This window comes from Kordia sp. E (genome assembly GCF_056033805.1).
In genome coordinates this window covers 366,773-380,593 of the sequence record NZ_JBRASR010000006.1, presented here as the reverse complement: position 1 = coordinate 380,593, position 13,821 = coordinate 366,773, and the positions used below count along the sequence as shown (strand labels likewise).

Genomic DNA, 13,821 nt, shown 5'->3' with positions numbered 1-13,821 from the left:
ATAACGCAACTATACATTAATGCCTTACATTTTAAAAGAATCATTTCTATAATATTCTAAGATTATTTTTTAAGCTCCTAATCGATCTTTTAAACCTGTAATTTTTTGTAAACCATGACGATTATTGCCTACATGCGCTTGCCCTGTAAGTACCGTATAGCTTGATGGATTTTGGTTTTGATCTTGAGTGATTTTCTCATACATAGCTTGATTCATACCAGCTTCACGATTGTATTCGAAATTTTTATCATCTGGAAGACCTTTTACATGTGGTGAATCTGCAAAGACTACATTTTTACCAGCTTTTATATGAGAATCCACAAGATGCTCATATGTTCCAGCTTGCCCTTGTGCAGCGTACTTTTGATTTTCTTGACTTCGCTCGTTTTGTAGACGAAAGTTATTATCTATACGCTGTAAATATCCTTTTAGCAATTTAGGCATAGGAGTCGTATTATCTTGTGCATATTGTTGTTTGTAATGCGTTACTAAAGGTTGTATTTCTTGGTTGAGCTCTAAATACAACGAATCTTTAGCATTTCCTTGCTGTAAATCATTAGCTAATTTTTGTTTTTGATTAGGTAGATGATGATATTCTCCAAGTACTTCTTTTTCATGTGGATGATTTGCATGTGTTTTACTTTTGCCTGCAGTAGCACCATCATATATAAGTTTTTTTGATGTATATGCATCATAAGCTTTTCCTTGTGGAGACATTTGTTGCTGACCTCTGCTTTTATCATCCTTACCAGTTAACGTATTGAGCCGCATTCCTAAATCGTTGAGCGTTTGTGGATGCAAACTGCTAGTCATGGTTCTGTTTTGTTTATGTATTCCTAGAAATTGTTTTTCGAAATTTGAAAGATGATTATGGTCAGTATTGTCAGCACCAAGTTTATCTTTGTGATCATCTACATCATCTTCAAAATATTCACTATCAACATGCACATCGGTCATATTGTTTGGTTTTTGAGGGGCATTTCCTTTGGGTTTAGTTGGTAAGGTGTCATAATAATGGCCTGCTAAAGCACCAATTCCTGCTCCAATAAAACCTCCGATTCCAGGCGCAATAAAATTTCCTAATAGTCCTAGTGCGGGAGCACCAATGCTCTTTCCCCAAGGGAATCGTTGTATTACTGTTGATTCAGAAGAAGCTTGTTGTTGTACAACTTGTTTTTGCTGATGATCTATCTTATGTTGTAGTTTCTTTTCAGATATACCATTTGGACGATTATCTACAAGTTGAAATGGAGTTTTTTCATGCTGTTGTGAAATTGAATTTGCAACAGATTGACTTTTTGTCTCTTTCTTTTTATTTGTAGAAGTATACATAGCTTTTATCTTTCTTAATAAATCAAAAGCATATTTACTCAATGAATTTAGATTTTGAAAATATTAATTACTATAAATGTAAGATATATATTATATTTCTGCAAGGCGGTTTTTGTTGAAATAATATGATGATTTATGATCTATCTGCAATGATATCAAAAGAATTCACTTCAATAATTTCACCAGATTGTAAATCGTTTAGTAAAATATCACCAATACGAATACGCATTAAACGTAAGGTTGGAAACCCAACTTTGGCTGTCATTTTTCGAACTTGACGAAACTTTCCTTCAGTAATTGTGATGGAAATCCAACTGGTTGGACCGTGGCGAGCATCACGCAGTTTTTTGGTGCGTGCTTTAAAAATTGGTGCAGGATTTAGGATAGAAGCTTCACAAGGCAAGGTTTGATACTTTTTACCATGAATGCCAATTTCGACACTAGTTTTAAGTTGTTCAATAGCTTCAAGTGTAATTTCACCATCAACTTGCACATAATATTCTTTTTCAACCTTTTTACTTCTAACTTGTTCACTAACCATTCCGTCAGTTGTTAAAAATAGTAAACCTTCCGAATCTTCATCCAAACGACCAATTGCCATAATTCCCTCTGGAAAATCACCTAATTCTCCTAAAAGCTTTTTATTCTTTCGTTTGCTTTGATTGTTTACAAATTGCGAAAGATATTTAAATGGTTTGTGTATGATGAAGTGACGATGTTTGGACATTAGGGAATATGATAGGAGCTACTTGATGCAACTTTTATTAGATTTTTTAGTTTTTCTTTTCTAAAAAAAGGATCATTAAAAGTACTCAAAATAGCTTGTTTTATAAACTTTTTTTAATATTATATTCTAATACCTGATGAACTTCAAAATGACTGATTAAATTCATTTTTGTTTCTTTTATATTTCGACTCGGCTTAGCATATATTTTTTAATCTTCGGGTAGTTGTTCTTGTATTAAATATGTACTGAAATTCAAAAAGTTTCCTGAGTGCGATAATACGTTTTGTAAGATAAATGGTGTGTCTGGCGCTGTTCCGCTATATTGTGTTTCTCCATTCATATCAACATCATTATTATTATATCCAGAAACTTTAAAAGTTGGAAAATTTAAACTATTTCCAACATCATTTAATACATTAGATAAGATACTTGGTGTATCTGGACTGGTACCTAAATATTGTATCTTTTTATCTGCATTAACATCTCCTGACCATAGTGCTACTATATTGGCTGGCATACCAAAAGTGGTTTGCGCATTAGAGCCATAAGTGATTTGATTATTAGCTTCTGTAAAATCAATCGAGGTTATAGTGTTAGACAAACTTACTGTTGCAGCGCTCATTATACCTAAGTGATTCCGATGTTTAATTGCCACATAATAATCTCCTGCTGGTTGCTGAAATTCTAGATTAGAAAAACCATCTACAGCTACTACCATTCCATTTCTTAGTAATAAAGCAGACTGACTGTCTACAATAGTTGTATTTGTAACATCAGATCTTAATTCTATATAAACCCAATCCACGACTGCATTGGTTCCTGTAGTATTAAATACAGAAGTATCACAAGATAATCCATCTGCATACGGACTTGTAGTTGGCACTAGATTAGCTACACGCAAATCGTCACGCATTAAGGTTTCTTCTCCCACATTTGGGTTTAAGGCAGCGCCTTGAATATATACTTTTGGACTTAACCCAACTACGCTGCTAGCAGTTACAGTAATCGTATAATCTTCAACTTGACCATATCCGGTTCCTAGACAAGGATCTAAATAATTGGTAGTGTTATATATTTTCTTAACTCGCATTAAAGTATTACCAGCAGTAACGCCTGCGGGTACAACGATCATACCTGTAGCTTGCATGCCGTCGGTTCCGGTTGAGTTAAAAATTGTTTCTGTAATTTCATAAACTTCACCGCTATCATCTAAAATACCATTCTGGTTCCAGTCGATAAAAACAGCAAATCTATTTGTATAACTACCATCTGTATTTCCTTCCAAAGCAATTGGATAGGACATTCCCTCTTCCATTGCTCCAACAATGGATGTATAGTCTTCATGCGCAGGACCTCCTAGAGTAGCATTTGTTACATTACTAATGCCTGCAACATCAACCAAAGTAATAGGTTCAACATTAGCCGTAAATTCTAAAGATCCACAATAAAATAGTCCTACTACAACTGATGCAGTAGCTGAATAATCATTACAATCATCATTTGAAGCTTTTATTCTATAATGATAGGTTGTATTTGAAACTATTGTAGTATCTGTGTAAGAAGTAATATTAGCGTCAACACCAGCTCCAACAGGTACAATCCAAGTCGCGCCTCCGTCGTCAGATCTTTCAATTAAATAACCTAATTCGTTTGTTGCGTTATCAGTCCAAGATAAATCTACTCCAGATGAATTATTCATAGCGGTTAAACCCGAAGGGTTGATTACATCTGTAGGTGCAGCTCCCAATAAATTATAAGCAGTATGACCAAGTCTTATTGCTAAACCATTTGCTATTCGTGTATACTGTTCAGGTGTAAAAATTCCGCCACATGCATCTGAATAATATGACATCACATTATTGATATCTGGTGTATAAGTAAGCCCATTTTCATCTTGCATACTAACGCCATCATTTATAAAGTTACAATTAGCATCATTACTACCATTTGGATCCGCCTCTGTATCACATAATAAATCACCTGTAGAACTACAATTGGAATCTGGTCCAGTTCTAGGAACATTTTCAGCGTTGGCATTTGTATTCCCGTTTCCTGTACTCTGATGTGTATGTGCTAAGTTGAGAAAGTGCCCAAACTCATGCACGAAAGTTCCATTAGGACCATTTAATAGACATCCATTATCCATTAGCATATTAAGAGAATTAGTATCATTACTAGGATAACGGGCATAACCACAAGCTCCTCCAAAATTAGGGATAGTAATGCTATCAACAAAATAGACATTCACGGCATCATAGGTAGAGTTAGCAGCAGTCATTGCAGCTTCTTCTGTAGTATCGAATGTATACAAAGCAGAACTATTGATAATATTTACAGAATGTATATAAAATTCAATGCTCGCAGCTAGATAGAAATTATTCAAATTTGCTACGCCTTCATTTACATCTGCCATCGAAACTCCTCCATTTCCAGCATCATCCGTAACAATATGAATTCTAATAGGTAAACAGGTAGTCCCTGTATTTTCTCTCGTTGCTCCTGCCTTATCCACAACATCAAGTGTGTATCTTATTTGACTTTCAGTCATAGATGGAGTACCACACGATAAGTTTTGGCTATTAAGTTGAATGCTAAAAAAGAAAACAAGTGATATAAAGAATGTTTTTGTGCTAATCTGAGAGATTAAGTTGGTCATAATGTTAATAATTGTTTTTCATAATGATGAAATTCAGAGAATCAAGTAATCAAAATGTGGTTAACATTCCTAAATTAATATAAAAAATTATACTAAACTACTAAAGTTGAAATATTTATAAAGTATTATTAGCGACTGAAAAATAGTTTTCATGAGTCTAAATAAAACAAAAATACCCGTTTCAATATTGTTGGAATCATAGAAATCCTTTTAGGAATTAGTTTACTGTTTGAAACTACACGATCTGTTGCCACAATAGGAATCATTATTTTATTAGTTGCTGTATTTCCTGCAAATATATATCATTATCAAAAGGCAAGACGTAAAGGGAAATTTGTTATTCCAACCTTGATTCGATTGCCAATACAAGCACTGTGATCTATTGTATACGTTTATATGATATTTTTAGTGCCCTAAAAGCATAAAAAATATATTGAATTAGGGTTTTAAGCAATTATGAAGACGTGATTTATTTCTATATTGCTTGTAAGATTAAACTACGAATACTATGAAAAAACAAATACTCTCTTTATTACTATGTTGTTTTCCAATACTTTTTTATGCACAATCACTTCAAGTAAACGATTTTGAAGATGGAACACTTAATAATTGGACCAATTCAGATGGAAGTACAGTTAATTTAACAAATGAAATACACGTAGATTCAAATCCAATTTTTGATGGAGGTAATAATTATTTGAGAAAGACTTGTGATGGAACAAATACTGCAACTGGAATTATGAGTATTAAATCATTAGATTTTCTTGAAGGAGATTTTTTTATTCCGGGACTATTTGGATTTCCTGCATTTGAAAATTGTGAATTTATAGTAAGAAATACCAATAGTTTTGATTTGCATTTGAGAATTGTATTAACAGGATTTAATAATGCAAAAATTGTAACTACAAATCCTTTTATAGTTCCTGCGAATTCTGGATGGATAGGAGGAAACTTCTTTCTAAGTGCTGAGAGTAATACTTTTACATTATTTCCAGGATCAGCAACAAACATAGATGTTTATGGTGTTTTAACATCAGTTACATCAACAGAAGTTATTCATAGCACTACAATATCAACAGAAGGAGAAAATATAATAGGATTATTGGAAATTGATGCTTTTAATTACTATTTTTTATTATCTACAGAAGAAATTTTTTTAAGAGATATTCATGTATTTCCAAATCCAGTAGTAGATCAATTATTTATCAATTTTCCACATAAAACAAAAGGAACACTTACCTTAACTTCTATTGATGGCAAGCGATTGCTTTCGCAAGAACTAACAAGTGCACAAATGCAATTAGATATGTCTAAAATAAGAAGTAAAGGTATTTATTTCTTAAAAATAGAAACACCTTTAGGAACATTGACAAAAAAGATTGTCAAAAGTTAAGTATTCAATATCTCTTTTTTACAGCCCTAAAAACAGCAATTTTATGTCAAATTAGGGTAGAATGTATTTTAAATTTGTAGATAAATAATTACATTGTAGTAAATTAAGAATGAAAAAAACACGCTATGAAAAAACAACTACTCTTCGTATTATTATCATTACCATTATTTCTTCAAGCACAATGGAGTAATTTTGAAGATGGAACATTAGATAATTGGACAAATTCAGATAATTCTACAACTGCATTGACCAATCAACTTCATTCGAATACAGGAACTGCTGGACCTACCTTTGGTAATTTCAATTATTTATTAAAAACCTGTGATGGTACGAATAGTGTAAATGGACAAATGAGTATTAAATCGTCAGATTTTAGTGGAAATATTATAATTGGAACTAATGGAGCTGGAAGTTTTGGTGTTGCTTATTGTGATTTTTTAGTTAGGAATACGAATAGTTTCGATTTGCATTTGCGCATCGTACTTACTGGATCAAATGATACAAAGATAGTTTCTACGAATCCTATAATTATTCCTGCTGGGTCACCATGGATGTTCACTACTTTTCCTATTGACTCAAATGGTGTTTTTACATTATTTCAAGGCACAAACCCAGCAACAGATTATGTAGATTCTGTTTTGACAAACGTAATAGAAACTGAAATTATTCATAATACAACGATAGCCACTGAAGGAGAAATTATCACTGGAACGTTAGAAATAGATAGTATTGGATTTATCCACTTATTATCTGTAGAAGAAAAGTTTTTGAATGCTATTAAAGTGTATCCAAACCCTGTGGTTGATCAATTGTATATCAATTTCCCAAATACCACAAAAGGAACACTTAGCTTAACTTCTATAGATGGTAAACAATTGCTTTTGCAAGATATAACTACTGCACAAGTACAGTTAGACATGTCTAAAATAAAAAGCAAAGGTATTTATTTCTTAAAAATAGAAACACCTTCAGGAACTTTGACAAAGAAGATTGTAAAAGGCTAAAGGTGTAATATTCTACATTTATAAACTTTATTTATTTAAAGTGTATGTTCCTTGCTTATACTGAATTGTATTTGTGTTGGCATCTGCCCAAACTAATGTGAGTGTAGTTTCATCAGAAGCCATTGCAATAGGACTGTTGACATTGATAGAAACATCCGTCATTTCTTGTTCTTTTGTCCATCCAGCTTGATCTAATGTTGCATAACCGTTGCTTAGTTGATTTTCTGCGGAATAAATTCCTGTCAACCCAAATACTTCGGTATATGCGTTTGATAAATCTTTATAGCCGCCTCTGTGTACCAAATGCATTTCTCCTGAAACTGTTGATACAGCCATATTCCCTAAATTTTGATATTCATCTGCTAAAGCTGCCATCTTTTTTGAAAAATGACCTACGGAAAAATCTGTGACTGACCATTGATGCAATGTTGTATTGTTTTCAGGTGCAGGATTGTCATGAAAATCATGCGCTTTAAAAGCATTAAATGGTCCTGTGTTATAAGAAGTAATGCGCATTTTACGCGTGTTTCTTTCTTTATATATTAAAAATAAAGAAGCGCCTAACTGCCCTAATGTCATTGGACCATCTGTCAATTGATTCACAGGAACTTGATCTTTAAAGACACCAGTTGCATTACCAATTTTAGATTGAATGAAACCATTGTCAGAAACCCAACATAACATTAATCTATTTTCTGAGGTTGCCATGTCTAAATAGGAAGTTAAAGCAAAACTTTTAGCTGATTTTATTCCTAAAGCTGTAGTAGAAGACCATTGTTTTGTGGTAGCGTCATAAATAGTCATCATTAATTCAGCATCAATACCAATATTTATCAAAATAGTATTGTTTCCTATTGATGCTAAAGCAATTTCTCCTTGTGTAATAATTCCCAGTTTGTTAGGATGACTCCATCCTGAAGAAGTAAGAATACTATCAAATAACTGTCCATTTGGACTAGAAAACACCATATGCTTTCCTTCCAAGCCATTTGTGACGGCCAAAGCAGTGCCGACGGCTAGTTTTGTGTCAATAGCTGCATTCCAGGCAAAAGATTCATTCCAAAGAAATCTGAACCAATTTGCTCCGTAATCATTCTTTTTTAAAGAACCTAATTGGAAATTTTCTTGTACAGTTCTAATCAAATTATAATGATTATAAGGTGTATCAATTGTAGTTCCAGGTGTAATCATATCACCTAAAAGAACCGTATATATTTGGTTTGGTCCATCGTAATTGGTGTCATAACCATTAGCATCGTAATCAGCTTCATCAAAGGTAATTACTAATAAAGTTCCTTTTGGTACGTTTGATTGTTCCCAAGCTTTTTGTGGATCAGTTAATAGTAAATCGATATCTAAGTTTAATCCAATATTTTTTAATCCAGTTGCATCGCCTCCTTGAATCTTTGTGGTTTCAATATCTCCTAAAAAAACATGTTCTAGCCAAGCAGATAATTGTGGTACTAATTGTGTACGCGGATTGGTGTCAATATGTGTATTGTATAAGTAATGTCCGTCATTCCAAATATCTGGTGTAAACCAACTATATTCTGGTAATGCATCATTAGCAACATCTTGCCAAAACTCAACATCACTTACAATTTTTTTCCATCTATTTTCATCTTTTTGAACATTATGAAACGAAGCAAAAGCATTATGTTTTCTATAATATCTAGAAAGCTCCGTTTTGCTGTCAGCAGGAGGGAATTGTGTAATTGGTTGCTCTGTTGTAGGATAATCAGGATTAACCCAAGCTGGATTCCAAACATCATTGTTAGGTTTGTCAGGATATGCCTCCATATATGCTTTCCAGCTTATGTTTTTGGCTTCTAATAAATCTACTAGTGTTTCCTGCATTAATGGAGAAGCTGGAGGAATATCATTGGTTACACCACAAATTTCACCAGCAAAAGATGCTAAATAATTAGTTTGTGATGGATGAAAAGCACCAAAATAATTCGTCATATCCGCTCCTGCAGATGCTAGTTTTTTTAGAAATGGATTTTGAATTACATAACTTCGGTACTGATTCTCAAACATTATGGTAATAACGCGATCGAAAGGTTTGCTCATAATATTGGGTTAATAAGGTTCGTTTTATACAATATGGTTTATAAATGTAAAACAAAGATTAAGTATACACAATTTGATTGCATTCAAATCAAGCAAAAACAGGTATAAACACGTATTGGTAATCAAATGAATATGTATTTGTTTGATGAGATGGTAAAACAAAAACTACCTCAGTTGCGAGATAGTTTTTAATTGTTTTTTATAGAGAATATTTAATCTGAATCATTCAGTTTTTTGACTAGGAACATCTGCAAATTCCCAATTGTTTGGTAGTGTGTAAGTTTTTTGCATTTTAGAGGTAAGAATAGCGTGTAATTCTTTCCAAGTATCTAAAACAGTTCCATGAACATTCGTAGAATTTGCCAAAAGATTTTCAGTTTCTGTTTGTCCGCCTTCTGTACTATAATCATACAATTCATATTGAATTACTGATGATGGCATACTCGAATCATCTTTACTTACTGAAATTTCTCCGTTATAATTCACAACACCATAGTTTTGGCTTCCATAATCAGCAGCATAATAGACACCATATTTATATTGATGACTAATGATTCCTCTTATACAAGTATAGGCAGACATGGAACTATCATCAGTAGCAAAGTAATTATATTCTCTATTGTTTGAAACACCTTTTAGAACAGTATTGGCATAGCTTTCTCCTTGTATAGCAATATTTTTAGGAACGTTTGCACCAGTGATTTCTATAATCGTTGGCATTAAATCTATTAGCGAAACTAAATCGTCTTTTACTACATTTTGTGGTAAGTTTGGATTGGAAAATATCATCGGAACATTGATGGTTTCTTTGTAAATCGTGTTTTCCTTTTGACGTAATCCTCCTTGTGACATTGCCATTTCTCCATGATCAGATAATCTAATTACATAAGTATCTTTTTCCAGTTGATCTCCTACATGAACGTTTGCTCGCATTGCTTTGATAATATCACCTGTCAAATCATCAATTAAGGTTTGCAAATATGCATAGAATTTTAAATAATTTAATGCTTCATCATGATCTAGTTTTCCTCCTTGAAAAAGATCTAAAAAATTTTGTTGTGCAGTTGGTTTTGTATCTAATGTAGCATAATAGCTTTTCGGAAGTGTAAAGTCACGATATGCTTCTCCTAACCATTTTTGATCAGCATAACCAGCACTAATTGGCGCATACGGATATACCCAAACATCATGCGGGTTTGCCAACGAAACCACTAAACAAAATGGTTTTTCATCTTTTGGATTGTAATTTTTGATAAAGTCTACTGCTGATTCTTGACTATCTAGAAACATTGGTCCATGTACAATTCTATTGTCATTCGCGGCTGTTCCGCCTCCAAGAGAATTCAACGGAGAGTTTTCATTAGGTTTTTCAGTTCCTCTTTCTGTCATGTTTGTTTCACAAGTACCTAAATCTGGAGACGTCCATCCTGGAAATGCATAATGATTTTCCATCGCATCATCTTCTATCATCATGCGATCCATATCTGAAGGACGCATATAACTAAAGTTTGCAAAAGAAGCATCTAAATGCCATTTACCTTTGTACACCATTCTATAGCCTGAATCGGTCATGATTTGTCCTAATGTAGCTAAAGATCCGCCCATTGGTAAGGTACGACTCATATTTATAGTATCATTTACTTTAAGCACACCATTTACTGTAGGATACGTGCCTGAAAAAATAGTGGATCTACTAGGCGAACATGCTGTTGAACTACACATGTTGTTTGTAAAAGTAACACCAGTTTTCTTTAAATGTGTTGTCCAAGGCAAATGCTTTTCTGCCCATCCGTCTGGGAAATGTTGAATGCTTCGTTGTTGATCGGTAATTAGAATAAGAATGTTTGGTTTTTTCGCTTGTTTCATGATATAAGTTTTCAAAGTTTGATCTATATAAATGTATATCAAAGATGAAAATTATACAATTTCATTTCGGTTGAATTTTGAAAAACACGTATTACCACGTATTGATAATGAGGTAGTTATGTGTGTAATTCACAAAAAATAACTAGATAGACTTAGAATTTACGATCTAAAAACAAAAAAAAATATAATATTATACATTGCTTTTAATGAATTCTGAAATGATATCAGCTTCATTTATCACACAAATATGACTTCCATTTTCAATGATTAAATCTGGCTTTTCAACTAATTTATACGGTAAGGTTTTGTCATTAGTTCCATGAATTCGAATAATTTTAGTAGTAGGAACTTTAGGAGCTGTCCAAGTAGACAATGCTTTTATTGCCCATTGCAAATAAGAGTTTGTTTGCTTTTCGAGCATGCTCTTAAATAGAGCTGTTGTCTCTTCATCAAACCCGTGACTTTTACCCCAAAATTTAACAGATTTAATGCAAATTTCTTTTGTAAAAAAACGATCTACGTGTAATGGTTTTACAATTTTGAATGAAAGCGGTAATTCTTTCCTTGATTGTATACTTGAAACTAAAATGATTTTTTCAATTGGTTGTATACTTGCAATTTCTTGCGAGACAATTCCGCCTAGCGAATGACCAATTAAGATTGTTTTGTCAGAAGAGGTTTTAGCAGTAGCAAACAAACGTTGTGAATACTCATGAATGTGCTCGTTTTTGAGTGGTTCAATCCAGTTGAGATATTCAATTTCAAAGTCTGATAGATTCAAATTGTGAAAAATACGATCATCATAACCAAGTCCTGGAATTAAAATAAGTCCCATATGCTTTTTGCAAAATTATAGATTCGTAAAGTTAATGTATATATTTAAAAGCTATTCAAATAGCTGAAAATTCTTCTTGTAAGATGTTTCTAAAAAAGGAAATAATAGAGTGTTTGTATATGATGAAACCTCATTTTATTAAATGAACTATTGTTTCGAATAATTGGTGTCAGGTAACTGTCATATAACTGTCGTGTCCGTGTCTGCTTGCTTTCAACGGAAAGAAAGCTGAATGCGTATCTTTGTCCAATAATTATTATTAAAGATGTATACGACCATGAATTCAAATAAAATTAATTTAAGAGATGTGAAGAAGATGCGATTAGAGCGTCATTGGTCACAAGAACAACTTGCTGAAATGAGTGGTTTGAGTATACGAACGATTCAACGAATTGAAAATGGAGAAAATGCTGGTTTGGAATCATTGAAATCATTGGCGGCTGTTTTTGAAACAGATATTGTTGATTCAGATAAAAAAGACGAAATGGAACAGATTAGAAAAGAAGAAGCATATGTTGAAAAAGTGAAAGGTTTGTATAAATATGTTGCTATTGCAGCAGTGAGTCTAATTGGTCCATTAATTCTTGCAATTATGGATGCTGCAAATTGGAGTGTTTTTCTATGGGTATTACTTTCTTGGGTAGTTGTAATAGGTATTTATTCGTTGAATGTTTTTGATTTCTTTGGAGAAGAATGGAAACAAAAATTGATTGAAAAAAAGTTCAAAAAGAAATAAGTTCTATTCTTTACAATGTTTCTTTACGGCTCCTAAAACCATTGAATTTGTATCTCCAAGAGAAACTGCTTTTTTTAAATCTTCACAAACTTTAGTGAGTTCGGCAGCTGGAATTTTAGTTTCTTTTGAAGCCATTATGACTACATCTTTGGATTTTGATAAAGTACGACTGTTTCCAAATTCATATTTTCTAATTATAGCAAAAGCTCTATTTGAGTAGGCATTGGTGTAGTAAGGCTCTATTTCTAGTGCTTTATTAAAATCTGTAATCGATTCATCAAATTGAAAATTATTTAGCTTTGCTGAAGCTCTTGCAAAATATCCATCAGCCCAATCTTCATTTAACTGAATGCATTTTGTGTATTTTTTTATTGCCGATTTAAAATTTCCTTGCCTATAATACGCTTGTCCCTGATTGTAGAATTTAAAAATCTTATCGCTTAGTTTATCGTTTTGATACACTCCATTTTTGTAGCTATTTTTACCTTTTAATTTTCCAGTTGAGTAATACGTTAACGATTCGCCATTCATTTTTCCAGCTTCATTAAATAAAGATTCTTGTTTTAATTGTCCGTTTGGATGATACATTTTCCAACTGCCAACTTCTTTTCCTTTATTAAAATTCCCTATTTGCTTTAAAGTTCCATCTTTATAAAAACGTTTTTCAACTCCATGTGAAATTCCGTTTTCATATTCAATTTCGTCAGATATGTTTCCGTTTAGATAGTAGAATTGTCGTTTTCCTTTTAATTTACCATTTACAAAAAAACCTTCTCCTTGTTTTTTTCCAGTCAAATAATAATCTATAAATTTCCCTGAGTATGATGTTGTACTATTTTTTAAACACCAAGCGCCATTCTTTTTAACCATTAATTTTGATGTTGGAATTGCTTTGATACTATCTGGTCTTTGCGCATATGCTTTGGTAAAAACATAAATGATTTTATCAGAATTTTTATAACCGTATGATGCTATTGTCTTTTTATCTTTTAGAACGAAAACAGTACTAATTTCTTCTTGTGTTAATGTCCCAAATCCTTCTTTTGGTTCTTCTATTACTGGAATAGAATCGACAATGTAAAGAATGTTTTCATTTGTGTTTTGACTAAAACCAACGAATGTCATTAAAGTTAAGAGGAACGTTATTAGTATATTTTTCATTCGTATTTTTTGTAATTAATGATTCTTTTTAGATTTTA

10 protein-coding genes are annotated in these 13,821 nt (G+C 32.5%); 3 read left to right on the top strand and 7 right to left on the bottom strand.

Annotated elements, in window-relative coordinates:
* Window positions 1–69: 69 nt before the first annotated feature.
* From ACUUYC_RS23655 to ACUUYC_RS23645, 3 genes are all read right to left on the bottom strand, one after another.
* Complete coding sequence (locus tag ACUUYC_RS23655; protein WP_474269982.1) at window positions 70–1,332, bottom strand: TraB/GumN family protein; 1,263 nt, start codon at window positions 1,330–1,332, stop codon at window positions 70–72.
* A gap of 133 nt (window positions 1,333–1,465) precedes the next feature.
* Window positions 1,466–2,059 carry a pseudouridine synthase gene (locus tag ACUUYC_RS23650; RefSeq protein ID WP_474269980.1) on the bottom strand — a complete coding sequence of 198 codons (594 nt, stop codon included), beginning with the start codon at window positions 2,057–2,059 and terminating at the stop codon, window positions 1,466–1,468.
* A gap of 208 nt (window positions 2,060–2,267) precedes the next feature.
* Window positions 2,268–4,715: a GEVED domain-containing protein gene (locus ACUUYC_RS23645; protein WP_474269978.1), complete on the bottom strand. Its 2,448-nt coding sequence runs from the start codon at window positions 4,713–4,715 to the stop codon at window positions 2,268–2,270.
* Between the two features lie 508 nt (window positions 4,716–5,223).
* Here ACUUYC_RS23645 and ACUUYC_RS23640 point away from each other — a divergent pair.
* Window positions 5,224–6,108, top strand: a complete 885-nt coding sequence (locus ACUUYC_RS23640) for a T9SS type A sorting domain-containing protein (RefSeq protein WP_474269976.1) — start codon at window positions 5,224–5,226, stop codon at window positions 6,106–6,108.
* 125 nt (window positions 6,109–6,233) lie between these two features.
* Window positions 6,234–7,112 carry a T9SS type A sorting domain-containing protein gene (locus ACUUYC_RS23635; protein WP_474269974.1) on the top strand — a complete coding sequence of 293 codons (879 nt, stop codon included), beginning with the start codon at window positions 6,234–6,236 and terminating at the stop codon, window positions 7,110–7,112.
* A gap of 27 nt (window positions 7,113–7,139) precedes the next feature.
* On the opposite strand, the gene ACUUYC_RS23630 is transcribed toward ACUUYC_RS23635, so the two are convergent.
* The 3 genes from ACUUYC_RS23630 to ACUUYC_RS23620 form a co-directional block, all read right to left on the bottom strand.
* Window positions 7,140–9,185 carry an alkaline phosphatase family protein gene (locus ACUUYC_RS23630; RefSeq protein ID WP_474269972.1) on the bottom strand — a complete coding sequence of 682 codons (2,046 nt, stop codon included), beginning with the start codon at window positions 9,183–9,185 and terminating at the stop codon, window positions 7,140–7,142.
* A gap of 222 nt (window positions 9,186–9,407) precedes the next feature.
* Window positions 9,408–11,051 carry a sulfatase-like hydrolase/transferase gene (locus tag ACUUYC_RS23625; RefSeq protein WP_474269970.1) on the bottom strand — a complete coding sequence of 548 codons (1,644 nt, stop codon included), beginning with the start codon at window positions 11,049–11,051 and terminating at the stop codon, window positions 9,408–9,410.
* Between the two features lie 190 nt (window positions 11,052–11,241).
* On the bottom strand, window positions 11,242–11,886 hold the full coding sequence (locus ACUUYC_RS23620; protein WP_474269968.1) for an alpha/beta fold hydrolase: 645 nt from the start codon (window positions 11,884–11,886) through the stop codon (window positions 11,242–11,244).
* A gap of 277 nt (window positions 11,887–12,163) precedes the next feature.
* Here ACUUYC_RS23620 and ACUUYC_RS23615 point away from each other — a divergent pair, with 277 nt between their 5' ends.
* On the top strand, window positions 12,164–12,622 hold the full coding sequence (locus ACUUYC_RS23615; protein WP_474269966.1) for a helix-turn-helix domain-containing protein: 459 nt from the start codon (window positions 12,164–12,166) through the stop codon (window positions 12,620–12,622).
* Between the two features lie 3 nt (window positions 12,623–12,625).
* Here the strand turns inward: ACUUYC_RS23615 and ACUUYC_RS23610 are convergent, their stop codons facing one another.
* Complete coding sequence (locus ACUUYC_RS23610; protein ID WP_474269963.1) at window positions 12,626–13,783, bottom strand: tetratricopeptide repeat protein; 1,158 nt, start codon at window positions 13,781–13,783, stop codon at window positions 12,626–12,628.
* Between the last annotated feature and the right edge of the window lie 38 nt (window positions 13,784–13,821).

Coding starts and splice junctions, on each gene's coding strand:
- ACUUYC_RS23615 (WP_474269966.1), top strand. CDS start 12,164: ATGAATTCAAATAAAATTAATTTAAGAGATGTGAAGAAGATGCGATTA.
- ACUUYC_RS23610 (WP_474269963.1), bottom strand. CDS start 13,783: ATGAAAAATATACTAATAACGTTCCTCTTAACTTTAATGACATTCGTT.
- ACUUYC_RS23650 (WP_474269980.1), bottom strand. CDS start 2,059: ATGTCCAAACATCGTCACTTCATCATACACAAACCATTTAAATATCTT.
- ACUUYC_RS23630 (WP_474269972.1), bottom strand. CDS start 9,185: ATGAGCAAACCTTTCGATCGCGTTATTACCATAATGTTTGAGAATCAG.
- ACUUYC_RS23625 (WP_474269970.1), bottom strand. CDS start 11,051: ATGAAACAAGCGAAAAAACCAAACATTCTTATTCTAATTACCGATCAA.
- ACUUYC_RS23645 (WP_474269978.1), bottom strand. CDS start 4,715: ATGACCAACTTAATCTCTCAGATTAGCACAAAAACATTCTTTATATCA.
- ACUUYC_RS23620 (WP_474269968.1), bottom strand. CDS start 11,886: ATGGGACTTATTTTAATTCCAGGACTTGGTTATGATGATCGTATTTTT.
- ACUUYC_RS23635 (WP_474269974.1), top strand. CDS start 6,234: ATGAAAAAACAACTACTCTTCGTATTATTATCATTACCATTATTTCTT.
- ACUUYC_RS23640 (WP_474269976.1), top strand. CDS start 5,224: ATGAAAAAACAAATACTCTCTTTATTACTATGTTGTTTTCCAATACTT.
- ACUUYC_RS23655 (WP_474269982.1), bottom strand. CDS start 1,332: ATGTATACTTCTACAAATAAAAAGAAAGAGACAAAAAGTCAATCTGTT.